At 71.9% G+C, this 23,417-nt stretch carries 19 protein-coding genes; 15 read left to right on the forward strand and 4 right to left on the reverse strand.

What is annotated here, in order from left to right; translation table 11 throughout:
* Nucleotides 1-2,048: AAA family ATPase (locus EST92_RS15660; RefSeq protein ID WP_174244027.1), on the forward strand; the 2,048-nt coding region annotated here is incomplete at its 5' end.
* 215 nt (nucleotides 2,049-2,263) lie between these two features.
* The gene (locus EST92_RS15665; RefSeq protein WP_129281552.1) at nucleotides 2,264-3,682 is read left to right on the forward strand and encodes a sugar porter family MFS transporter; all 1,419 of its coding nucleotides are present in this window, start codon (nucleotides 2,264-2,266) and stop codon (nucleotides 3,680-3,682) included.
* Between the two features lie 209 nt (nucleotides 3,683-3,891).
* Here EST92_RS15665 and EST92_RS15670 read toward each other — a convergent pair whose 3' ends face one another.
* Together EST92_RS15670 and EST92_RS15675 are read right to left on the reverse strand one after the other, a co-directional pair.
* On the reverse strand, nucleotides 3,892-4,899 hold the full coding sequence (locus EST92_RS15670; protein ID WP_129281553.1) for an LLM class flavin-dependent oxidoreductase: 1,008 nt from the start codon (nucleotides 4,897-4,899) through the stop codon (nucleotides 3,892-3,894).
* Nucleotides 4,900-4,998: 99 nt separating this feature from the next.
* Nucleotides 4,999-6,480: a cytosine permease gene (locus tag EST92_RS15675; RefSeq protein WP_129281554.1), complete on the reverse strand. Its 1,482-nt coding sequence runs from the start codon at nucleotides 6,478-6,480 to the stop codon at nucleotides 4,999-5,001.
* A 491-nt stretch (nucleotides 6,481-6,971) separates the two neighbouring features.
* Between EST92_RS15675 and ftsY the strand changes: the two genes are divergently transcribed.
* Nucleotides 6,972-8,201 carry a signal recognition particle-docking protein FtsY gene (gene ftsY, locus EST92_RS15680; protein ID WP_129281555.1) on the forward strand — a complete coding sequence of 410 codons (1,230 nt, stop codon included), beginning with the start codon at nucleotides 6,972-6,974 and terminating at the stop codon, nucleotides 8,199-8,201.
* 224 nt (nucleotides 8,202-8,425) lie between these two features.
* Here ftsY and EST92_RS15685 read toward each other — a convergent pair whose 3' ends face one another.
* Complete coding sequence (locus EST92_RS15685) at nucleotides 8,426-9,094, reverse strand: bifunctional DNA primase/polymerase (protein WP_129281556.1); 669 nt, start codon at nucleotides 9,092-9,094, stop codon at nucleotides 8,426-8,428.
* Nucleotides 9,095-9,569: 475 nt separating this feature from the next.
* Between EST92_RS15685 and EST92_RS15690 the strand changes: the two genes are divergently transcribed.
* From EST92_RS15690 to ffh, 5 genes are all read left to right on the forward strand, one after another.
* On the forward strand, nucleotides 9,570-11,054 hold the full coding sequence (locus EST92_RS15690) for a hypothetical protein (RefSeq protein WP_129281557.1): 1,485 nt from the start codon (nucleotides 9,570-9,572) through the stop codon (nucleotides 11,052-11,054).
* Nucleotides 11,055-11,416: 362 nt separating this feature from the next.
* Nucleotides 11,417-12,745, forward strand: a complete 1,329-nt coding sequence (locus tag EST92_RS15695) for an ammonium transporter (protein ID WP_129281558.1) — start codon at nucleotides 11,417-11,419, stop codon at nucleotides 12,743-12,745.
* Complete coding sequence (locus tag EST92_RS15700) at nucleotides 12,742-13,080, forward strand: P-II family nitrogen regulator (protein WP_129281559.1); 339 nt, start codon at nucleotides 12,742-12,744, stop codon at nucleotides 13,078-13,080. The genes EST92_RS15695 and EST92_RS15700 overlap by 4 nt, the downstream gene beginning before the upstream one ends.
* A gap of 210 nt (nucleotides 13,081-13,290) precedes the next feature.
* Complete coding sequence (locus EST92_RS15705) at nucleotides 13,291-15,807, forward strand: [protein-PII] uridylyltransferase (RefSeq protein WP_129281560.1); 2,517 nt, start codon at nucleotides 13,291-13,293, stop codon at nucleotides 15,805-15,807.
* Between the two features lie 119 nt (nucleotides 15,808-15,926).
* Nucleotides 15,927-17,483: a signal recognition particle protein gene (ffh, locus tag EST92_RS15710; protein WP_129281561.1), complete on the forward strand. Its 1,557-nt coding sequence runs from the start codon at nucleotides 15,927-15,929 to the stop codon at nucleotides 17,481-17,483.
* A 134-nt stretch (nucleotides 17,484-17,617) separates the two neighbouring features.
* On the opposite strand, the gene EST92_RS15715 is transcribed toward ffh, so the two are convergent.
* Nucleotides 17,618-18,481, reverse strand: coding sequence for a methyltransferase domain-containing protein (locus tag EST92_RS15715; protein ID WP_129281562.1), 864 nt, complete (start codon nucleotides 18,479-18,481; stop codon nucleotides 17,618-17,620).
* A gap of 533 nt (nucleotides 18,482-19,014) precedes the next feature.
* Here EST92_RS15715 and EST92_RS15720 point away from each other — a divergent pair.
* From EST92_RS15720 to lepB, 7 genes are all read left to right on the forward strand, one after another.
* On the forward strand, nucleotides 19,015-19,605 hold the full coding sequence (locus EST92_RS15720; protein ID WP_129281563.1) for a hypothetical protein: 591 nt from the start codon (nucleotides 19,015-19,017) through the stop codon (nucleotides 19,603-19,605).
* Nucleotides 19,606-19,760: 155 nt separating this feature from the next.
* Nucleotides 19,761-20,201: a 30S ribosomal protein S16 gene (gene rpsP, locus EST92_RS15725; RefSeq protein WP_006602842.1), complete on the forward strand. Its 441-nt coding sequence runs from the start codon at nucleotides 19,761-19,763 to the stop codon at nucleotides 20,199-20,201.
* A gap of 2 nt (nucleotides 20,202-20,203) precedes the next feature.
* A complete protein-coding gene (locus EST92_RS15730; RefSeq protein WP_003980229.1) occupies nucleotides 20,204-20,443 on the forward strand; it encodes an RNA-binding protein in 240 nt (79 codons plus the stop codon).
* 107 nt (nucleotides 20,444-20,550) lie between these two features.
* The gene (gene rimM / locus EST92_RS15735; protein ID WP_129281564.1) at nucleotides 20,551-21,096 is read left to right on the forward strand and encodes a ribosome maturation factor RimM; all 546 of its coding nucleotides are present in this window, start codon (nucleotides 20,551-20,553) and stop codon (nucleotides 21,094-21,096) included.
* The gene (trmD, locus tag EST92_RS15740) at nucleotides 21,096-21,905 is read left to right on the forward strand and encodes a tRNA (guanosine(37)-N1)-methyltransferase TrmD (protein WP_129281565.1); all 810 of its coding nucleotides are present in this window, start codon (nucleotides 21,096-21,098) and stop codon (nucleotides 21,903-21,905) included. Before rimM ends, trmD begins: the two co-directional genes overlap by 1 nt.
* A 133-nt stretch (nucleotides 21,906-22,038) precedes the next feature.
* Nucleotides 22,039-22,386, forward strand: coding sequence for a 50S ribosomal protein L19 (gene rplS, locus EST92_RS15745; RefSeq protein ID WP_006602839.1), 348 nt, complete (start codon nucleotides 22,039-22,041; stop codon nucleotides 22,384-22,386).
* A gap of 96 nt (nucleotides 22,387-22,482) precedes the next feature.
* Complete coding sequence (gene lepB, locus EST92_RS15750; RefSeq protein ID WP_129281566.1) at nucleotides 22,483-23,247, forward strand: signal peptidase I; 765 nt, start codon at nucleotides 22,483-22,485, stop codon at nucleotides 23,245-23,247.
* Nucleotides 23,248-23,417 lie beyond the last annotated feature (170 nt).

Below are 23,417 nucleotides of genomic sequence, written 5' to 3' on the forward strand. Positions count from 1 at the left end.
GCTCACTGATCCTGCATCCGCTGTGCGGCGGGAGCCGGAGCGGGACGGGGCGGGTGCCCGGGCCGGCGCGGGCCGTGGAGGCGCGGGAGGCCGTGGACGTCGCCGCGCTCTCGACGGCCGAGGGGGCTGAGGGAGCCGGCGGGGCTCCGGGCGGGGCCGTGCCGGCCGGTCCTGAGGGTGCGGCCGGGGAGCCGGAGTCCCGTGGGCACGCCGTGCACCGGGTCCCCGGCCCCCGCTCGGCGCCCGTACCGGCGGACGAACTGGTGACCGGACCCGCGCAGTTGTCGGCCGCCGTGGCCCGTCTGCTGCGGGACGTCGTGGTGGTCGGGACGCTGGAGGACGCCGAGGAGCTGGTGGCCGCGCGTCCGGAGCTGACGGCCGTGACCGGCGAGGGCGATCTGCTCGGGGCGCATTTCGCGCAGGGCGGCTCCGCCGGTGCGCCGAGTCTGCTGGAGGTGCAGGCCTCCGTCGACGAGGCGGCGGCCGAGCTGGACGAGCTGGCCGGGCGCTGCGAGGAGCTGGCACAGGCGCAGCGGGCCGCGACGGAGCGCCGTACGGAGTGTGCCGCGCTGGTCGAGGAGCTGGCCGAGCGGCGGCGGGCGGCGGACCGGGAGAAGTCGAAGATCGCCGGGGACCTGGGCCGGCTCGGCGGGCAGGCGCGGGCGGCCGCGGGGGAGGCCGAGCGGTCAGGTGCGGCGGCCGCCCGGGCCGAGGAGGCGCTGGCGCGGGCCACCGAGGAGGCCGAGGAGTTGGCCGAGCGGCTCGCGGTGGCCCAGGAGGACCCGGGAGCGGGGGAGGAGGAGCCCGATACGTCCGTACGCGACCGGCTGGCCGCGGACGGCGCCAACGCGCGGCAGACCGAGATGGAGGCCCGGCTCCAGGCGCGGACGCACGAGGAGCGGGTCAAGGCGCTCGCCGGGCGGGCGGACGCGCTGGACCGCGGGGCGCGGGCCGAGCGCGAGGCACGGGCGCGGGCCGAGCGGCGGCGGGCCCGGCTGCGGCACGAGGCGGAGGTGGCCGGTGCGGTCGCCTCCGGGGCCCGGCAGCTGCTGGCGCATGTCGAGGTGTCGGCCGTACGGGCCGAGGAGGAGCGCGCCGCCGCCGAGCGGGCCAAGGCCGAGCGGGAAGGGGCCCTGGTGACCGCGCGGAACCAGGGCCGCGAGCTGAAGTCGGAGCTGGACAAGCTGACCGACTCGATGCACCGCGGGGAGGTGCTCGGCGCCGAGAAACGGCTGCGGATCGAGCAGCTGGAGACCAGGGCACTGGAGGAGCTGGGGGTGGAGCCGGCCGGGCTGATCTCCGAGTACGGTCCTGAGCAGCTCGTTCCCCCGTCGCCGCCGGCCGACGGCGAGGTGCTCCCGGAGGACCCGGAGCACCCGCGCAACCAGCCGGTCCCCTACGTCCGGGCCGAGCAGGAGAAGCGGCTCAAGGCGGCCGAGCGGGCGTATCAGCAGCTCGGGAAGGTGAATCCGCTGGCGCTGGAGGAGTTCGCGGCGCTGGAGGAGCGGCACCAGTTCCTGAGCGAGCAGCTCGAGGACCTGAAGAAGACCCGGGCCGACCTGATGCAGGTGGTCAAGGAGGTCGACGAGCGGGTGGAGCAGGTCTTCACCGAGGCGTACCACGACACCGCCCGCGAGTTCGAGGGCGTCTTCGCACGGCTCTTCCCGGGCGGCGAGGGGCGGCTGGTGCTGACCGACCCGGGCGACATGCTCGCGACGGGGGTGGACGTGGAGGCGCGTCCGCCGGGCAAGAAGGTCAAGCGGCTCTCGTTGCTCTCGGGCGGGGAGCGGTCACTCACCGCGGTCGCGCTGCTGGTTTCGATCTTCAAGGCGCGGCCCAGCCCGTTCTACGTGATGGACGAGGTGGAGGCCGCGCTCGACGACACCAATCTGCAGCGGCTGATCCGGATCATGGAGGAGCTCCAGGAGAGCTCGCAGCTGATTGTGATCACGCATCAGAAACGCACGATGGAGGTCGCGGACGCCCTCTACGGGGTGTCCATGCAGGGCGATGGAGTCTCCAAGGTCATCAGCCAGCGCCTGCGGTGATCGCGCGGAGTGTCCGACGACCCATCAGTACATAACTTGAATGAATGACCACCTGGGTGGCGGCGAAACAAATTCATCACGGCCTATTGACTTCGAAACTTGAAGGCATAGTCTCTGCAACGTTGCTTTTACCTTCAAGTGGTGGGTTCCCCCAACGATCACTGAAGGGCCAGCCCCCGACGCCCGGCAGCGCAGCCGGGCCACTGGAGTTCACGTTGACCAGCACCGCGCAGCCGACGGTCCCGGAAGGCCGTAAGGCCCACCCCGAGCATCTCGGCCATGTCATCTTCATAACCGCGGCTGCCGCGATGGGCGGCTTCCTCTTCGGCTATGACAGCTCCGTCATCAACGGTGCCGTCGAGGCGATCCGCAGCCGCTACGACGTAGGGTCCGCCGTCCTCGCCCAGGTCATCGCCGTTGCGCTGATCGGCTGCGCCGTCGGTGCCGCCACCGCCGGCCGGGTCGCGGACCGCATCGGCCGCATCCGGGTGATGCAGATCGCCGCCGTGCTGTTCACGGTGAGCGCCGTCGGGTCCGCCCTGCCGTTCGCCCTGTGGGACCTCGCCTTCTGGCGGATCATCGGCGGCTTCGCGATCGGTATGGCCTCGGTCATCGGCCCGGCCTACATCGCCGAGGTCTCGCCGTCCGCCTACCGCGGCCGACTCGGCTCGTTCCAGCAGGCCGCGATCGTCGTCGGCATCGCCGTCTCCCAGCTCGTCAACTGGGGCATCCTCAACCTCGCCGACGGCCAGCAGCGCGGCAAGATCGCCGGCCTGGAGGCCTGGCAGTGGATGCTCGGCGTGATGGTCGTCCCGGCCGTGCTCTACGGTCTGCTCTCCTTCGTGATCCCCGAGTCGCCGCGTTACCTGATCTCCGTCGGCAAGGTCTCCCGCGCCAAGGAGGTGCTCGCCGAGGTCGAGGGCAAGTCGGTGAACCTCGACACCCGGGTCGTCGAGATCCAGGACGCGATGCGCCGCGAGCACAAGTCGTCGTTCAAGGACCTGCTCGGCAGCAAGATGGGCTTCCTGCCGATCGTCTGGGTCGGCATCGGTCTGTCGGTCTTCCAGCAGCTGGTCGGCATCAACGTCGCGTTCTACTACTCCTCGGCGCTGTGGCAGTCCGTCGGCATCGACCCGAGCGCCTCGTTCTTCTACAGCTTCACCACGTCGATCATCAACATCATCGGCACCGTGATCGCGATGATCTTCGTCGACAGGATCGGCCGCCGTCCGCTGGCGCTGATCGGCTCGGCGGGTATGGCCCTCGCGCTCGGCCTGGAGGCCTGGGCGTTCTCCGCGAAGACCGCGGCCGGCACCCTGCCGACCACCGAAGGCACCGTGGCCCTGATCGCCGCGCACGCCTTCGTGCTCTTCTTCGCGCTCTCCTGGGGCGTGGTGGTCTGGGTCTTCCTCGGCGAGATGTTCCCGAACAAGATCCGTGCCGCCGCGCTGGGCGTCGCCGCCTCCGCGCAGTGGATCGCCAACTGGGCCATCACGGCCAGCTTCCCGAGCCTGTCGGACTGGAACCTCTCGGGTACCTACGTGATCTACATGATCTTCGCTCTGCTCTCGATCCCCTTCGTGCTGAAGTACGTCAAGGAGACCAAGGGCAAGGCGTTGGAGGAGATGGGCTAACCCCCCGCCAGCCTGTCTCCTCGCTACTGGGTACTGCCCCGGGTCATCAGGGACCCCGGGCAGTACCCGTCTTTTGTGCCCGCTCCGGTATACGGTCCGTCGGCGCATGCCGCTCCCCCCGGGGCGCGGCGTACGGCCTCCCTCCCGTACGGCGCACGCGGCGGCCCGCCGGTGTGCGGCCGGTGCCGGTGCAGGGGGCGCGCCGGCCGTCAGTCCTGGCCGCCGGCCTTGAGACGGGGCAGCACCCGCTCGGCGAACAGATGCAGCGAGCGCCAGCCCTCGTCGACCGGCATCCCGCCGCACAGCGGATGCAGGATCAGTGAGCCCTCGCCGCCCGTCTGCCGGGCGAGACGCAGGCACTCCTCGGGGGTGACGACGCGGTAGACGCCCTCCTGGCGCAGCGCGGTGACGTCCCGGGCGGACGAACGCACCGCGGAGCGCATGCCGGCGGACTGCCAGGAGGCGTACGTCAGGGCCTCGTGCAGCAGATGACCGCCGTACTCGGCCCAGGTGCGGTCCGGGTCCTCGGAGACATGGAGCAGCGAGGTCCGCTCGGGCGGCTGCCACACCCGGCCTTCGGTGCCGAAGGCCGCCCGCCGCTCGTGGTAGTAGGCCTCCAGGTCGGGGAGGCGGGCGCTGGGGAAGAACGGGAGCCCCAGGCGGGCGGCGCGCCGGGCCGCGGCCCGTGAGCTGCCGCCGATCAGCAGCAGCGGGTGCGGCCGGGTGTACGGGCGCGGGGTGACCCGGACCGTACGGCCCCGGTAGGTGAACGGTTCGCCGGTCCAGGCGGACAGCAGGGCCGTCAGCACCTCGTCCTGGAGGGCACCGCGGTGCCGCCAGTCCTTGCCGTGTGCCGCGTACTCCTCGGGCCGGTAACCGAGGCCGGCGACCGTGGTCAGCCGGCCGCCGCTGAGCAGGTCGAGCGAGGCGATGTCCTCGGCCAGCCGCAGCGGGTCGTGCAGCGGGGTGATCAGGGCGGAGACGGTGACGCCGATACGGCGGGTGGCGCCGAAGACGGCGCCCGCGAAGGTGAGCGGGGAGGGGATCCAGCCGTTGGCGGTGGCGTGGTGCTCCTCGGTCTGGACCATGGTGAAGCCGCGGTCGTCGGCGAACGCGGCCATCTCGACGGCCGCCCGGTAGCGGGCGGACAGCGTGGCGGGCGTGGGCGCGGGGTCGACGAGGTTGCAGCGCAGGACCGTGACGGGCAGGGCGGACATAACAGACGTCCCCTTCGCCGGTGATGGGCGAAGGGGACGTTAGCTGACGGGGCGTCAGGTGGCTAGACGGGGGGTCCGGCCGGACGGGATCGGACGGCCTCAGCCCACCTCGACCGGCCGGCGGTCCGCCGCCGACGGCTCGCCCGCGGCCGCCGGGACGGTCTCCCGGGGCGCCGGCAGCACGGCGAAGACCACCGCGGCGAGCGCGATCGTGGCCGCCCAGCCCAGGCCGTTCTCGCCGATCCAGGTCGTGGCCAACGGCCCGGTGAACCACTGGACCTTGGTGAAGCACAGCCCCGCGACGAGGGCCACGGCCCAGGCGGTCATGGCCTGCCAGCAGAAGCCGCCGGTGTACCAGTAGCGGCTGGTGCGGCCGGTGTTCATCAGGCTGTCGGCGTCGTAGCGCACCGCCAGCTTGCGCCGCCGGGCCATGTCGACGCCGTAGACGCCGATCCAGGCGGAGAAGGAGACCGCCAGCAACGTCAGGAAGGCGATGAACTGGCCGATGAAGTCCTTGGCCACCAGCATCATGAACAGGCCGCCGACCAGGCTGATGACGGCATTGATGCTGACCGCGAGGGCACGCGGCAGCTTGACGCCCATGGTCTGGGCGGTGAAGCCCGCGGAGTACATCGACAGGCTGTTGATCAGCACCATGCCGACCAGCGCGGTGATCAGGTACGGCACCGCGAGCCAGGACGGCAGGATGTTGCCGAGGAACGACATCGGGTCGGTGTTCTGGCCGGCCAGCTTCGGGTTGGAGACGGCCATCACGCCGCCCATCAGCACCATCGGCAGCAGCACCAGCGCGGCTCCGGAGACCGTGGCTGTGACGATCTTCTTGCCGGACGCGGAGTGCGGGAGGTAGCGCGCGAAGTCGGGACCGGTCGGCACCCAGCTGATCCCGCCGGCCGCGATGGTGCCGACGCCCGCGATCACCATCGCGGTCGTGCCGGCCTTCTTGGCGAAGACGGCGTCCCAGTCCATCGTGGCGACCAGATAGATCAGCACCATGATGCTGAACAGGCCGAACAGATAGGTCGAGTACTTGTTGCAGACGTTCAGCGCCTTGCGGCCCATCCCGCTCACCAGATAGGTCACGGCCACGAAGGCGAGCAGGGTGACGACGACGAGGACGTTGTTGCTCTCGATGCCGAGGAGCAGATGCAGCACCGTCAGTACCGCGTAGGCACCGGTGACCGCGTTGATCGTCTCCCAGCCGAAGCGGGCGACCCAGAGGATCGCGCCGGGGAAGTAGTTGCCGCGCACGCCGAAAGCGGCACGGGAGAGCATCGCGCCGGGCGCGCCGCCCCATTTGCCCGAGACCGACAGCACGCCCACCATGCCGAAGGCGACGGTGGCGGCGATCGCAGCCACCAGCAGGACCTGCCAGAAATTCAGCCCGTTGGTGACCACGAGAGCGGCGCCCATGGTGAGCAACAGCACACTGATATTGGCGGCGACCCAGGTGGGGAAGAGCTCGCGGACACGGCCCTTCCGTTCGTTGTCGGGGACGGGTTCGATGCCGCGGGTCTCGACGGCGCCTTCGATGTCGGGCGTGGAAGCAGACGTGGTGCCCATGGTGCAGGTATCTCCGAGCGGGGATCTGGAGGCACCCCCAGGGAGAGGAGGTGCAGGCAGCGGCTGTGGTGCCTGGCCGGAATTTTGCTGCCAGGACTCTACGCGCGTTGCGCGGCCGTGGACCATCGTACTTTGATCCAACTTCCGCCTCTTTGCGCCGTTGGACCCGACGACGACAACGAGTGTTGCCCAGCATCGTCGAAGGGTCCAGCCGAGCCGTCCCGACCAGGCGGAACGCCGGGGTGGGCAGGGCGCCCCGTCCGCCCCTGGGCCACCGGCCGCCACGGTCCCCCCGGAGCACCGGCCGCCGGGGAGATCCACGCCCCTTCCCCTCGGAGCCCCCGCATCCGGATTCTCGGCGCGCGTCCGACAGCCCGGCCAGGGGAGGAATCCGGCCACACCGCGCCCGCGGAGGAGGTCCGGGACGGGGCCCGTGCGGATTCGGCGCGTGCGGTCCCCGGCGCCGGGGCGTGGCTGATACTGGAGGGGTTATGGAAACCGTCATCCTTGCCGTCATCATTGCCGTGGTCGTGCTCGGCGCGATCAGCGGGCTCGTCGTCAGCGGCCGCAAGAAGAAGCGGCTGCCGCCGTCCCCGCCGGCTGCCCCCAAGCCCTCCGTCACCGCGCCCCCCGCCGAACCACATGTCGGCGAGGAGGCCGAGACCCCCCGCGACGAAGAGCGTCGCACCATCGAAGAAGTCACGCTGCCCACCGCCGAGGCCCCCGTGGCCGAGGCACCGGCCGCCGAGCCCGAGGCACCCGCCGCGCCCGCGGTCGAGGTCCCCGAGCCCACCGCGGGCCGGCTGGTCCGGCTGCGCGCCCGGCTCTCCCGCTCCCAGAACACCCTGGGCAAGGGCCTGCTGGCCCTGCTCTCCCGCGAACACCTCGACGAGGAGACCTGGGAGGAGATCGAGGACACCCTGCTGACCGCCGACGTCGGCGTCGCCCCCACCCAGGAGCTGGTCGAGCGCCTGCGGGAGCGGGTCAAGGTCCTCGGCACCCGCACCCCCGAGGACCTGCGGGCCCTGCTGCGCGAGGAGCTCCTCACCCTCATCGGCACGGACGCCGACCGCTCCGTGCACACCGCCAACGGCATCGGCAACGGCGGTGACGAGATCCCCGGCGTCGTCATGGTCGTCGGCGTCAACGGCACCGGCAAGACCACCACCACCGGCAAGCTCGCCCGTGTCCTGGTCGCCGACGGCAAGTCCGTGGTCCTCGGTGCCGCCGACACCTTCCGCGCCGCCGCCGCCGACCAGCTGCAGACGTGGGGCGAGCGGGTCGGTGCCCGTACGGTCCGCGGACCCGAGGGCGGCGACCCCGCCTCCATCGCCTTCGACGCGGTGAAGGAAGGCATCGCCGAGTCCGCCGACGTCGTCCTCATCGACACCGCGGGCCGGCTGCACACCAAGACCGGCCTGATGGACGAGCTCGGCAAGGTCAAGCGGGTCGTCGAGAAGCACGGCCCGGTCGGCGAGGTGCTGCTCGTCCTGGACGCCACCACCGGCCAGAACGGCCTCGTCCAGGCCCGGGTGTTCGCCGAGGTCGTGGACATCACCGGCGTGGTGCTCACCAAGCTCGACGGCACCGCCAAGGGCGGCATCATCGTCGCCGTCCAGCGCGAACTGGGCGTGCCGGTGAAGCTGATCGGCCTGGGTGAGGGGGCGGACGACCTGGCGCCGTTCGAACCCGAGGCCTTCGTGGACGCCCTGATCGACTGACGCCGCCGCAAGGAGGCCACGCCCCGGCAGCCCCCGGCCCCCGGTACCCGCACACGGCGGGCGCCGGGGGCCGGAGCCGTTCCGCCGGGAGTCCCCCGGGGCAGGGGGCCGGCCCGCGCACGGCCGCCGTCGACGGGCGTCCGGCCGGGCGCGCGGGGCGGGAGCGGGGCGGGAGGGGCCGTAGGAGCGGGCGGATCCCGCCCGCAGAATGTTCCGGCCGCTGCTCAGGCCGCCGACCGATGGCAGACGTACGCCAGGATGCCCACCATCAGCCGCGCCTGCGGCGGCCGGTCCGCGGTGTCCAGGGTCGGCGGGCGCAGCCAGCGCATCGGGCCGTGGCCGCCGAGGTCGGAGGGCGGTGCGGTGAGGTGGTCGCCCGGGCCCAGGGGGCGCAGGTCGAGCGCGGCGTCGTCCCAGCCCATCCGGTAGAGCAGATCGGGGAGTTGCCCGGCCGCACCGGGGGCGACGAAGAACTGCGCCCGGCCGGTCGGGGTCAGCGCGACCGGGCCCAGCGGCAGGCCCATCCGCTCCAGCCGCGCCAGGGCGTTACGGCCCGCGGCCTCCGGCACGTCGAGGACGTCGAACGAGCGGCCCACCGGCAGCAGGATCGCGGCGCCCGGCGTCTCCGCCCAGGCCGCGCCGGCCTTCTCCCAGGTGGCGCCGGCCGTCAGCTCCTCACCGAAGGCCAGCGGATGGGCACCGGGGGAGGGGCAGTCGGCGGCGCCGCACGAGCAGTCCGTACGGCCGCTGCCCGCGCGCACCGCCCGGGCGCCGGGGGCGACGTCCCAGCCCCACAGCCCGGTGTACTCCGCCACCGCCGAGATTTCGGTCGAGCGGGCGCGGCGCCGGGAGCCGGAACGAATCTCTCGGATGCCGCCGATCGTGAAGCCCATGCCCCCTCCAACGGGTGGTGCGTGCCAGTGGTTACGAGTCGGTGGGTTGACGTCGTGGCGCCGTTCACGCTCCGTTGACTGTCCGCGGTACCGGGTGGTGTGACATGGCGCGCCGGGTGGTGCGGAGCGTGGTGTGAGCCCTTGCGTGCTCCGTTCCGCCCGGCCGCGTTCGACCTGTGTCAAGTCAATCGCGAGAGCCGGGCGGGGAGTTCATTCGAAGGGGTGGCGAATGGTGGCGTTTCCTCGATCGCCCTCGCGGCGGGAGTGATCGTAGGATTACTTTCGGTGCACGAGCCCCGCGAGGCACTCCTCGCACGGGTATGCCGATGGCAACGCACGGGTCGAGCCCAGGCCAAAAGGTGTGCCCGGAAACCGTGATCGGGTAGAGGTACCCCCGGCACGCGCCGCAACGGGCGGCAGTCTGCGGGTGGTTCGCCGCGGACATCGGGTAAGCGCACCAAGTCAGCTATTCGGGATGGGGGCTCCAGTGGGCGGCAACGGCGGCACGGGCGGCACCGACGCCGTCAAACAACCCAACGCACAGCTGGGTTCGTGGTTCATGCGCAGCGGCTGGTCCAAGGGCGAGCTGGCCCGCCAGGTCAACCGCCGGGCGCGCCAGATGGGCGCCCACCACATCAGCACCGACACCTCACGGGTGCGCCGCTGGCTCGACGGCGAGCAGCCACGTGAGCCCATTCCGCGGATCCTGTCCGAGCTGTTCTCCGAACGCTTCGGCTGCGTGGTCGGCATCGAGGAGCTCGGGCTGCGCTCCGCGCACCAGTCCCCGTCCGTCTCCGGGGTGGACCTGCCCTGGGCGGGCGCCCAAACGGTCGGCCTCATCAGCGAGTTCTCGCGCAGCGACCTGATGCTGGCGCGCCGCGGCTTCCTCGGCACCTCGCTCGCCCTCGCCGCCGGACCCAGCCTCATCGAGCCGATGCAGCGCTGGCTGGTCCCGGTGCCCGCGAGCCAGGGCGGTGCGGAGGAGCCCGACCGGCACCGCAGGCCCGCGCGCCTGTCCCAGCCGGAGCTGGACCTGCTGGAGTCGACCACCGTGATGTTCCGCCAGTGGGACGCGCAGTGCGGCGGCGGGCTGCGGCGCAAGGCCGTGGTCGGTCAGCTGCACGAGGTCACCGACCTCCTCCAGGAGCCGCAGCCGGAGCCGGTGGCCAAGCGGCTGTTCAAGGTCGCCGCCGAGCTCGCCGAGTTGGCCGGCTGGATGAGTTACGACATCGGCCTGCAGCCCACCGCGCAGAAGTACTTCGTGCTGGCGCTGCACGCCTCCAAGGAAGCCGGCGACCGGCCCCTGGGCTCGTACATCCTCTCCAGCATGAGCCGGCAGATGATCCACCTCGGCCGGCCCGACGACGCGCTGGAGCTGATCCACCTCGCCCAGTACGGCAGCCGGGAGACGGCCACCCCGCGCGCCCAGGCGATGTTGTATGCGATGGAGGCCCGCGCCTACGCCGGAATGGGGCAGCCCAGCAAGGTCAAGCGGGCCGTCCGGATGGCCGAGGACACCTTTTCGGACGTCCTGCCCGGCGAGCCCGAGCCGGACTGGATCCGCTTCTTCTCCGAGGCCGAGCTGAACGCGGAGAACGCCCACTCCTACCGTGACCTCGCCTATGTCGCCGGCCGCAGCCCCACGTACGCCTCGCTCGCCGAGCCCGTGATGGCGCGCGCGGTGGAGCTGTTCGGCAAGGATCCCGAGCACCAGCGCTCGTATGCGCTCAACCTCATCGGGATGGCCACCGTGCATCTGCTGCAGAAGGAGCCGGAGGCCTGTGCGGCGATGGCGCAGCAGGCGATCCCGTTCGCCCGGCAGGTCCGCTCGGAGCGGGTGAACACCCGGCTGCGCAAGACCGTGGACACCGCGGCGCGGGAATTCGGCGAGGTCGCCGAGGTGATCCGGCTCAGCGACGAGCTCGCCCGCCAGTTGCCGGAAACCGCGGAGGCCGTCTGACGGCGCGCCTCCCCAGGAACACCGGCCGCGGCCGCCGCCCCGTACAGCCCGACTCGGCTCCCCCATGCCAGGTCACGCGGGCGGCAGCCGCGGCCGGGCTCGCCTTTGCGCCTAAGCCGGCGCCGCTTTCGCGGAGGTGGTTGCTCGCCGTGGGGGTTGCTCAATTGTGGGTTGCTGTGGAGTGAACGGGTGAAAGTGGGGCCCATCCCGCAGTTCACGGGGGCGTAACACGAAAGCGCTCTTCGTCACGGCGGTGAAACACCCGCAAGGTTTGGCCGAAACCGTGCTGCGACAACCTCATCGCGAAGTCGGCCCATCAGAAACACGCCCGCACGGGCCGCATCGACGACGAGGAGACGCCGATGCCCCCAGGCATCCTGACGCTTGCAGCAGACAAGGTGACACTCAGCCCGGCCAACACCGGATTCATGCTGATCTGCTCCGCACTGGTGATGATCATGACCCCCGGTCTCGCCTTCTTCTACGGGGGCATGGTCCGGGTCAAGAGCGTGCTCAACATGCTGATGATGAGCTTCATCAGCCTGGGCATCGTCACGATCCTGTGGGTCCTGTACGGCTTCGGACTGGCCTTCGGCACCGACAGCGGGGGCTTCATCGGCTGGGACGGCAACTTCGCCGGGCTCAGCGGGATCGGCCTGACCCAGCTGTGGGGCGTCAGCACCATCCCGATCTATGTCTTCGCCGTGTTCCAGCTGATGTTCGCGGTCATCACGCCCGCGCTGATCAGCGGTGCGCTCGCCGACCGGGTGAAGTTCACCGCCTGGGCGCTGTTCATCGCCCTGTGGGTCACCGTCGTCTACTTCCCCGTCGCCCACTGGGTGTGGGCCGACGGCGGCTGGCTCTTCAAGCTGGGCGTCATCGACTTCGCCGGCGGTACGGCCGTCCACATCAACGCCGGTGCCGCGGCGCTCGGCGCGATCCTCGTCGTCGGCAGGCGCGTCGGCTTCAAGAAGGACCCGATGCGGCCGCACAGCCTGCCGCTGGTCATGCTCGGCGCCGGACTGCTGTGGTTCGGCTGGTTCGGCTTCAACGCCGGCTCCTGGCTCGGCAACGACGACGGCGTCGGCGCGGTCGCCTTCGTCAACACCCAGGTCGCCACCGCCGCCGCGATGCTCGGCTGGCTGGCCTACGAAAAGCTTCGGCACGGCTCGTTCACCACGCTCGGCGCGGCCTCCGGCGCGGTCGCCGGACTCGTCGCGATCACCCCGGCCTGCGGCGCGGTCAGCCCGCTGGGCGCCATCGCGGTCGGTGTGATCGCCGGTGTGCTGTGTGCCATGGCGGTCAATCTGAAGTACAAGCTCGGCTACGACGACTCGCTGGACGTCATCGGTGTCCACCTCGTCGGCGGTGTCGTCGGCTCGCTGCTGATCGGCTTCTTCGCCACCGGCGGGGTACAGAGCAAGGCCAAGGGCCTGTTCTACGGCGGCGGCTTCGAACAGCTCGGCAAGCAGACCGTCGGTGTGGTCTGTGTGCTGCTCTACTCGCTGGTCGTCTCGTACGTCCTTGCCAAGGTCATCGACCTGGTGATGGGCTTCCGGGTCGCGGAGGACGAGGAGGTCGCCGGCATCGACCAGGCCTCGCACGCGGAGACCGCGTACGACTTCACCGGCGCGGGCGGTGGCACGGTCGGCCGACTCGGCGAGACCCTGACGAAGAAGGTGAACGCGTGAAGCTCATCACGGCAGTAATCAAGCCGCACCGGCTGGACGAGGTGAAGGACGCCCTCCAGGCATTCGGCGTGCACGGACTGACGATCACCGAGGCCAGCGGCTACGGCAGGCAGCGCGGGCACACCGAGGTGTACCGCGGCGCCGAGTACACCGTCGACCTGGTCCCGAAGATCCGCATCGAGGTGCTGGTCGAGGAGGCCGACGCCCAGGAGCTGGTCGACGTCATCGTCAAGGCGGCCCGCACCGGCAAGATCGGTGACGGGAAGGTGTGGAGCGTCCCCGTCGACGACGCGGTACGGGTGCGGACCGGCGAGCGGGGGCCGGACGCGCTGTGACGGCGCGGCGGACCGGTCCTCTGGAAGGCGGCGGATGCCTTCCAGAGGGCCGGGGCCGCGGTCCGCACGTCCGGGCCGCGGTGGCCGCACGCACCGCGGCGGCACAGACTGAGTGAGCGTGCGGGGGACGGCCGGCCGGTGCGGGAACGGCCACACGGGGGCAGCGGGGACGACGGGAACGACGGGAACGACACGAGCGAGGAGCGCGCGTTGACGGAGAGCGTCGAGGAAACGGCGGGACCGGCCGGAACGGCGGGCCCGGGCAGCACGCCCGCGCCCGCCCCGGAAGGCGGCTACCCCGCGGCCCGGCTGCGGCTCCTCCAGGACGACACGGTCGCCGGACCCGACCGCCGCGCCGCCCTCGCCCGGCTGACCGACGACTGGCTGGCCGGCATGCTGAATCGGCACGCGACCGCCGCCGGCCTGTCCGGCACCGCCCTGGTCGCCGTCGGCGGCTACGGCCGCGGCGAACTCTCCCCGCGCAGCGACCTCGATCTGCTCCTGCTGCACGACGGCCGCGCCGACGCCGGCGCCCTGGCCGCGCTCGCCGACCACCTCTGGTACCCCGTCTGGGACCTCGGCCTCGACCTCGACCACTCCGTACGCACCCCCGCCGAGGCCCGCAAAGCGGCCCGCGACGACCTGAAGGTGCAGCTGGGCCTGCTCGACGCCCGCCACCTCGCCGGCGATCCGGAACTGACCGCCGCGCTGCGCAGCACCGCGTACGCCGACTGGCGCGAGAGCGCCCCCAAGCGACTCCCCGAACTCCACGACCTCTGCCAGGAGCGCGCCGAGCGGCAAGGGGAACTGCAATTCCTCCTCGAACCCGACCTCAAGGAGGCCAAGGGCGGGCTGCGGGACGCCACCGCGCTCCGGGCGGTCGCCGCCTCCTGGCTCGCCGACGCCCCGCGCGGCGGCCTGGAAGCCGCCCGCACCCGGCTGCTCGACACCCGTGACGCACTCCATCTGACCACCGGCCGCGCCACCGACCGGCTCTCCCTCCAGGAGCACCCCCAGGTCGCCGAGGCCCTGGGCATGCTGGACGCGGACGCCCTGCTGCGGCAGACCTACGAATCGGCCCGCACCATCTCCTACGCGGCCGATGTCACCTGGCGCGAGGTCCGCCGGGTGCTGCGCGCCCGCTCCGTCAAGCCCGTACTGCGCGGCCTGCTGCCCGGCCGCGACGCGGGCAAGGCGGAGCGCACGCCGCTCGCCGAGGGCGTCGTCGAACTCGACGGGGAGGCGGTGCTGGCCCGCACCGCACGGCCGGAGCGCGACCCGGTGCTGGTGCTGCGTGCCGCGGCCGCCGCCGCCCAGGCCGGAGTGCCGCTGGCCACCCACTCGATCCGCCGCTGCGCCGAGGCGGCCGCCACCCGTCCGCTGCCCGTGCCGTGGCCCGCCGAGGCCCGCGAAGAGCTGGTCACCCTCCTGGGTGCCGGCACCTACACCGTGCCCGTATGGGAGGCCCTGGAGGCCGAGGGCCTCATCACCCGGCTGCTGCCCGACTGGGAGCGCGTGCGCTGCCGCCCCCAGCGCAACCCCGTCCACACCTGGACCGTGGACCGCCATCTGATCGAGACCGCCGTCCGGGCGTCCGCGCTGACCCGCCGGGTACACCGCCCCGACCTGCTGCTGGTCGCCGCCCTGCTGCACGACATCGGCAAGGGCTGGCCCGGCGACCACTCGGTGGCCGGCGAGACCATCGCCCGCGACGTGGCGGCCCGGCTCGGCTTCGGCGCCCGCGACACCGCAGTGATCGCCACCCTCGTACGCCACCACCTGCTGCTCATCGAGACCGCCACCCGGCGCGACCTGGACGACCCGGCGACCGTCGGCGCGGTCGCCGACGCGGTCGGCGGCGTCGGCACCCTGGAGCTGCTGCACGCGCTCACCGAGGCCGACGCCCTGGCCACCGGGCCCGCCGCCTGGAGCGCCTGGCGCGGCGGACTCGTCGCCGACCTGGTCAAACGGGTCGCCGCGCGGCTCGCCGGGGAGCCCGAGGAGGAGGTGCGCCCGGCGGACGAGCCGACCGCGGAGCAGCAGCGGCTGGCCGCCGAGGCCCGGCGGACGACGGGCCCGGTCCTGGCGCTGCACACCCGTGCCGAAACGCCCACCGAGCCCGAGTCCGAGGACGGCTCCGGAACCGAGGAGAGCGCCCGGCAGCCGGTCGGCGTGGAACTGCTCATCGCCGTCCCGGAGCAGTCGGGTGTGCTGCCCGCGGCGGCCGGCGTGCTGGCCCTGCACCGGCTCACCGTCCGCGCCGCCGACCTGCTCGTCCTCGACCAAGGGGGCGAGAGCCCGGTCCTGCTGCTCAGCTGGCGGGTGGCCGCCGAGTACGGCTCGCTGCCGGACGCCGACCGGCTGCGCGTCGACCTGGTCCGCGCCCTGGACGGCTCCCTCGACATCCCCGCGCGCCTCGCCGAGCGCGAACGCGCCTATGCCCGCCGCGCCCGTGCCGCGGTCGCCCCGCCGCCCCGGGTCAGCGCCCTCACCGGCAGTTCCCGTACGGCGACCGTCATCGAGGTCCGCGCCCAGGACGCCCACGGTCTGCTGCACCGCATCGGCCGTGCCCTGGAGACGGCCGGTGTCGCGGTCCGCAGTGCCCACATCAGCACCCTGGGGGCGAACGCGGTGGACGCGTTCTACGTCACCGATCCGGACGGGGCGCCGCTCGCCGATACGGCGGCCCATGAGCTGGCGGCGGCCGTGGAGAGCGCCCTCGGGTAGCCGTACGGGGCGTGGCGCGGCAGGGACCGGGAAACAGGGCAGGAACGCTTCCCTTGCGCAGCCCGATACCCTGGAACCCGACTGCACCCCGCCCCCGACCCCGAGGATCGACGAACGCCGTGTTCGATACGCTTTCCGACCGCTTGGCGAGTACTTTCAAAAACCTCCGGGGCAAGGGCCGCCTGAGCGAGGCGGACATCGACGCCACGGCGCGCGAGATCCGTATCGCGCTGCTCGAAGCGGATGTCGCTCTCCCCGTCGTCCGGGCCTTCATCAAGCAGGTCAAGGAGCGGGCCACCGGCTCCGAGGTCTCCCAGGCGCTGAACCCCGCCCAGCAGGTCATCAAGATCGTCAACGAGGAGCTCATCGGCATCCTCGGCGGAGAGACCCGGCGGCTGCGGTTCGCCAAGAACCCGCCGACCGTGATCATGCTGGCGGGTCTGCAGGGTGCCGGTAAGACCACGCTCGCCGGAAAGCTCGGCCGCTGGCTCAAGGGGCAGGGCCACGCCCCGCTGCTGGTCGCCTGTGACCTCCAGCGCCCCAACGCCGTCAACCAGCTCTCCGTCGTCGCCGACCGCGCCGGCGTGGCGATCTTCGCGCCCGAGCCGGGCAACGGCGTCGGTGACCCGGTGCAGGTCGCCAAGGACTCCGTGGAGTACGCCCGCGGCAAGCAGCACGACGTCGTCATCGTCGACACCGCCGGCCGCCTGGGCATCGACCAGGAGCTGATGCAGCAGGCCGCGGACATCCGCGACGCTGTCAGCCCCGACGAGATCCTCTTCATCGTCGACGCGATGATCGGTCAGGACGCGGTCAACACCGCCGAGGCCTTCCGCGACGGCGTCGGCTTCGACGGTGTGGTGCTCTCCAAGCTCGACGGTGACGCCCGTGGTGGTGCGGCGCTGTCCATCGCCCACGTCACCGGCAAGCAGATCATGTTCGCCTCCAACGGCGAGAAGCTGGACGACTTCGACGCGTTCCACCCGGACCGCATGGCGTCCCGCATCCTCGGCATGGGCGACATGCTCAGCCTGATCGAGAAGGCCGAGCAGACCTTCAGCCAGGCCGAGGCCGAGAAGATGGCGGCCAAGCTGGCGAAGGGCCCCAAGGAGTTCACCCTCGACGACTTCCTGGCCCAGATGGAGCAGGTCCGCAAGATGGGCTCCATCTCCAAGCTGCTCGGCATGCTGCCCGGCATGGGGCAGATGAAGGACCAGATCGACAACCTCGACGAGCGCGAGGTCGACCGCACCGCCGCCATCATCAAGTCGATGACGCCGGCCGAGCGCCACGAGCCGACGATCATCAACGGCTCCCGCCGGGCGCGTATCGCCAAGGGTTCGGGTGTCGACGTCAGCCAGGTCAAGAGCCTGGTCGAGCGGTTCTTCGAGGCCCGCAAGATGATGTCGAAGATGGCCCAGGGCGGCGGCATGCCCGGGATGCCCGGCATGCCGGGCATGCCTGGCATGGGGGGCGGCGCCCGCAAGAAGAAGCAGGTCAAGCAGGCCAAGGGCAAGCGCAAGAGCGGCAACCCGATGAAGCGCAAGGCCGAGGAGCAGGCCGCGGCCGCGCGCCGCGAGGCCGCCCAGTCCGGCAACCCGCTGGGCCTGCCGCAGGGCGGCCAGGACCCGCAGAACTTCGAACTCCCCGAGGAATTCAAGAAGTTCATGGGCTGATCCGCCCAGCTCCGCGTGCGCGAGCCCCCGGCCGGCAGTGTGCGGCCGGGGGCTCGCGCGGTGCGGGGGCGGGGGGCCTCCGCGGACCAGCGCCGGAACCCGCCCGCCGGCAGTCGACCAGCCCGCCGGCAGCGCTACCGCGTCCGCGCGATCAGATAGCGGAACACGTTCGGCATCCACACCGTCCCGTCCGCCCGCTGGTACGGATGCAGCGCCTCCGCGAGCTCCTTTTCGACCTGACGCTCCTCCGTCGCCTCCAGCGCCGCCTCGAACAGCCCCGTCGACAGCAGCCCGCGCACCGCGCTCGCCGGATCCGCGTACCCGAACGGGCAGGCCACCCGGCCCGAACCATCGGGCCGCAGCCCCGCCCGGTCCGCCAGCTCCTCCAGATCGTCCCGGCCGCTGGGCCACCCCCCGGCGGAGCCGGCGGCGCCGTCGCCCCGCGGGTCGGCCAGCCTCCGCGCGACCCCCAGCACCCCGGCCGTGGCGCAGCGCTCCACCGGGCCCCAGCCGCCCAGCACCACCGCGCTGCCGCGCTCCGCCAGCCCGGCCGCCGTGGTGAGCGAGGCCGTCAGCCCCTCGACCGTGCTCACACAGCCCACCGGGTGGAACGCGGTGACCACGTTGAAGGCGGCCTCCCCGGGCGCCGCGGCCTCCAGGCCCCCACTGACCAGCCGGGTGTGCTCCGGCCCGCCCTCCGGCGTGAGCCGCTCACGCGCCAGCTCCAGCCGGGACTCGTCCGCATCCACCCCGCTGACCTGCGCGCCGCGCGCCGCCGCCAGCAGCAGCGCCAGCCCGGAACCACAGCCGAGCCCCAGCAGGCGCGTGCCGGGACCGACGCCCAGGCGGTCGTACGCGGCTTCGTACAGCGGTACCAGCATCCGCTCCTGGATCTCGGCCCAGTCACGGGTGCGCCGTGACCGGTCCGGAGCGGGCGGGTCGTCGCAGCGTATGGATCCGGAGTGCGCAAGCTGCTGCCGCACGAGCGTGGGTGACATCGATAGCGCCCCTATTCGCCGAGAACCCGAAGCTGTTCCGTACCGATCGCCCCCGTGTTCGCGCGTGGTGCGCCCCCGCGATCCAGACAACTGCGCATTCGTCCGGGCGTCCAGGGGATGCGCCGGGGTTGTCTCCCGCGCGCCCCTTTATGCGCCGGGCCCGCTCCCTGGAGCGCCGTTCCAGCGTGCCCCGCCCGGCCCCGTTCCGCCACGGCAAAGAGCCGCCGCCGAGCCCCCGGGGCGCCGTCCGCTCACCCCTGTCCGCCCGCTCCGGGAGGGAATACGGGCCGGTGTCGGCGGGCACAGGTAGTCCCCGTACCATCGCCGCGGTGATCCGTACGCCGCATACGACCGGCTACGCCATGCGGCGTACGCGGTGATACGTACCGGCTTGCGAGCTGCTGGGCGCCTTCTGCGTAGATCGGCGCACCCGCCCTCGGCACGACTCATGACCGGAAACTGACTGGTACGTGCAAATTATTTGAGATGCCCCGGAATCGGAACACTCGGCGGCCCCGGCTCGTTGTCACGACGTGAGCACGACACCGCCTGTCCTCGCCGCCGAGCTGGCACTCGCCTGGGCCGATATTCAACGGCACCACCCCGAGCTGCCGGATCTGGCCGCGCCCGAGTCCCTGATCGGAGAGTCCTCGTCCGCCTGCGGCGCCGAACTCTCCTTCGAACGGCTGCTCCATGAGGCAGTCCACGGCATCGCCGCCGCCCGCGGCGTCCGTGACACCTCCCGCGCAGGCCGCTACCACAACCGCCGGTTCCTGGCGATCGCCGAGGAACTGGGCCTGGACCATGTCGACGAGCCGCATCCCAGCAGCGGCTTCTCGCTGGTCACGCTCAACCCCGAAGCCCGAAGGCGCTACCGCCCCACCATCGAACGGCTCGCCAGAGCGCTCAAGGCGCACAGCGCCGCCACCGCCACCGACACCGCCCGCAGCTTCCGGGGCCCCGCCGCCCGGCACGGCTCCTCCGGGGGCGGCGTCCGGGTCAAGGCCGTCTGCGACTGCGGGCGTAATGTCCGGGTCGTCCCGTCCGTGCTCGCTCAGGCGCCGATCGTCTGCGGCGGCTGCGGAAAGCCCTTCCGTATCCCCGAGGTCGCCGCGGTCGGCTGACCCGAGTGCGTGTGGCACAATGGCTGGCTGTACTCGACAGTCGCACAGGACCCCTCTCTCCTCCGGCTGGCGCGTCCATCGGGCATCCGAGTACCGCAACCCCACGTGGCATCTCGTTGTGCCCTACCACGTCAAGACCAGGAGACACCACTCCCGTGGCAGTCAAGATCAAGCTGAAGCGTCTGGGCAAGATCCGCGCGCCTCACTACCGCATCGTCATCGCCGACTCCCGTACCCGCCGTGACGGCCGGGCCATCGAGGAGATCGGCCTGTACCACCCGGTGCAGAACCCCTCGCGCATCGAGGTCGACTCCGAGCGTGTCCAGTACTGGCTGGGTGTCGGCGCGCAGCCGACCGAGCCCGTCATGGCCATCCTCAAGGTCACCGGCGACTGGCAGAAGTTCAAGGGCCTGCCCGCCCCGGCGCCGATGAAGGTCGCCGAGCCGAAGGCCGACAAGCGCGCCCTCTTCGAGGCCGCCGCCAAGGCTTCCGGCGACGAGCCGAAGGGTGAGGCCATCACCCCGAAGGCGAAGAAGGCTGACAAGAAGGCGGACGAGGCTGCGGCCGAGTCCACCTCCGAGTCGACCGAGGCCTGAGCATGCTCGAGGAGGCCCTCGAGCACCTCGTCAAGGGCATCGTCGACAACCCCGATGACGTGCAGGTAGCCTCGCGCACCCTGCGCCGCGGGCGCGTGCTCGAGGTCCGGGTCCACCCCGACGACCTCGGCAAGGTGATCGGCCGCAACGGCCGTACCGCCCGCGCGCTGCGGACCGTCGTGGGCGCCATCGGCGGACGGGGCATCCGCGTCGACCTCGTCGACGTGGACCAGGTCCGCTGACAAGTTGAACACCGGCTCGGGCCGGGGAGGGCTGCCGGCCCGCCCCGGCCCGTAGTCGTCTACGGACACGGAACAGTGCCGTAGGCACTGGCAAGGGAGAGAACAGCGTGCAGTTGGTAGTGGCACGGATCGGCCGCGCCCACGGCATCAAGGGCGAGGTCACGGTAGAGGTGCGGACCGATGAGCCCGAACTGCGGCTCGCCCCGGGCGCCGTCCTCGCCACCGAACCGTCCTCCGTCGGACCGCTGACCATCACGACCGGCCGGGTGCACAGCGGCCGGCTGCTGCTGCGCTTCGAGGGTGTCGCGGACCGTACGGCCGCCGAGGCGCTGCGCAACACCCTGCTGATCGCGGAGGTCGACCCCGAGGAAGTCCCCGAGGACCCCGAGGAGTTCTACGACCACCAGCTGATCGACCTCGATGTCGTCACCCGCGACGGCACCGCCGTCGGCCGGATCGCCGAGGTCTCCCATCTGCCCTACCAGGACCTGCTGATCGTCCGGCGGCCCGACGGCAGCGAGGTCATGATCCCGTTCGTCGCCGAGATCGTCCCGGAGATCGACCTCGACGAGCAGCGCGCGGTCGTCGACCCGCCGCCCGGCCTCCTCGACGACAGCCAGGCAGAGATCGCCTCCGGCCGCGAGGACAGCTGATGCGGCTCGACATCGTCACGATCTTCCCCGAGTACCTGGAGCCGCTGAACGTCTCCCTCGTGGGCAAGGCCCGCGCGCGCGGACAGCTCGATGTGCGCATCCACGACCTGCGGGACTGCGCCCACGACAAGCACAACACCGTCGACGACACCCCCTACGGCGGTGGCCCGGGCATGGTCATGAAGCCCGAGCCGTGGGGCGAGGCGCTCGACGGGATCCTCGCGTCCGGTGAGGGCGAACCGGTGATCGTCGTCCCCACCCCGAGCGGCGCCCCCTTCACCCAGCAGCTCGCCGTCGAACTCTCCGCCAAGCCCTGGCTGGTGTTCACCCCGGCCCGCTACGAAGGCATCGACCGCCGGGTCATCGAGGAGTACGGCGACCGCGTCGAGGTGCGCGAGGTCTCCATCGGCGACTACGTCCTGGCCGGCGGCGAGGCACCGGTCCTGGTCATGGTCGAGGCGGTGGCCCGGCTGCTGCCCGGCGTCCTCGGGAACGCCGCCTCCCATCAGGACGACTCCTTCGCCCCGGGCGCGATGGCCGACCTCCTGGAGGGCCCCGTCTACACCAAGCCCCCCGAGTGGCGCGGCCGCGGCATCCCCGAGGTGCTGCTCAGCGGGCACCACGGCAAGATCGCCCGCTGGCGTCGGGACGAGGCGTTCCGCCGCACCGACCGCAACCGCCCCGATCTGATCGAGCGCGCCGACCCCGCCGCATTCGACAAACACGACCGCGCGATACTCGCGGCTCTCGGCTGGTCGGTGGGCGCCGACGGCCGATTTGGGCGGACGACCGAGGCCGTGGAAGAATAGGCCGCTGCCGTGTGCGTCCGGCGCGCGCCCCTGCCACAGGGGGAACGACGCCCGCCCGACGGAACGGCATCCGACACATCATTTCCGACATCCCGTTGATGACCTGTGGCATCAACGAAGAAAGCAGTAGGTCATGCACCTTCTCGACTCCGTCGACGCCTCGTCGCTGCGCAGCGACGTCCCGGCCTTCCGCCCGGGCGACACCGTCAACGTCCACGTCCGCGTCATCGAGGGCAACCGCTCCCGTGTGCAGCAGTTCAAGGGCGTTGTCATCCGCCGTCAGGGCGCCGGCGTGCGCGAGACCTTCACGGTCCGCAAGGTCAGCTTCTCCGTCGGCGTCGAGCGCACCTTCCCGGTGCACACCCCGATCGTCGAGAAGATCGAGGTCGTGACCCGCGGTGACGTCCGTCGCGCCAAGCTGTACTTCCTGCGCGAGCTCCGCGGCAAGGCCGCGAAGATCAAGGAGAAGCGCGACAACTGAGCCGGGCCGCCCCGGGGTGCGATTTTTTGCGCACCGGCAACGCAAACCGACGCTCACGTACGGCGTCCGGATCCGGCCGGATAGGCTCAGGGCCCGATGGACACCGACGCACAGCTCACGGAGCGCGACCCCTGTCCCACCCCCGATCAGGGGCCGGAGCAGGGGTCGCGCTCCGCGCGTTTTCCCGGCTGGGCGGCCGGTCTGCGACACCGGCCGGTCACCCTGCTCGCGCTCTGTCTGGCCTTTGTACTGCTGCTCAGTGCGTTCATCGCCCAGCCCTTCCTGATTCCGTCCTCCTCCATGGAGAACACCCTGCAGATCGGGGACCGGGTGCTGGTCAACAAGCTGGCGTACCGCTTCGGCGGCGCGCCCGCGCGCGGCGACGTGGTGGTGTTCGACGGCACGGGATCGTTCGTTCACAGGGAGCAGGGGGAGAATCCCGTCACGGGACTGCTGCGCGGCGCCGGTGCGGCGCTGGGGCTGGCCCGGCCCGACGAGACCGACTACGTCAAGCGCGTGATCGGCATCGGCGGTGACCACGTGACCTGCTGCGACAAACGGGGGCGGATCGAAGTGAACGGTGAGCCCGTGAACGAGGCGTATCTCCACCCCGGGGACGCGCCGTCCTCGGTGGATTTCGACATCGTGGTGCCGAAGGGCCGGCTGTGGGTCATGGGCGACCACCGCGCCAGATCCAGTGACTCCCGTGACCACCTCGGCCAGCCCGGCGGCGGAACGGTCCCGGTCGACGAGGTCATCGGCCGCGCGGACCTGATCACCTGGCCGGTGAGCCGCTGGCGGACCCTTGGGTCCCCCCGCGCCTTCGACCGGATACCCGCCGCGGCAGGCCCACGTGGGTAGCCGCGGACGCCCCCGCCACGGGAGCAAGGACGGCGCACGGCGGGGCCGTGCTGCCGTGCAGCCGCAGCCGGACGCCGCCGGCGCGTACGGCGACTCAGGTGGTCACGGCGATCCTCAGGAGCCCGGCACGAGCCCCGGACCGCGGCGCGGACGATCCGCGCCTCAAGGGC

The organism is Streptomyces sp. TM32 (genome assembly GCF_004122755.1).
GTDB classification, from domain to species: Bacteria; Actinomycetota; Actinomycetes; order Streptomycetales; family Streptomycetaceae; genus Streptomyces; species Streptomyces sioyaensis.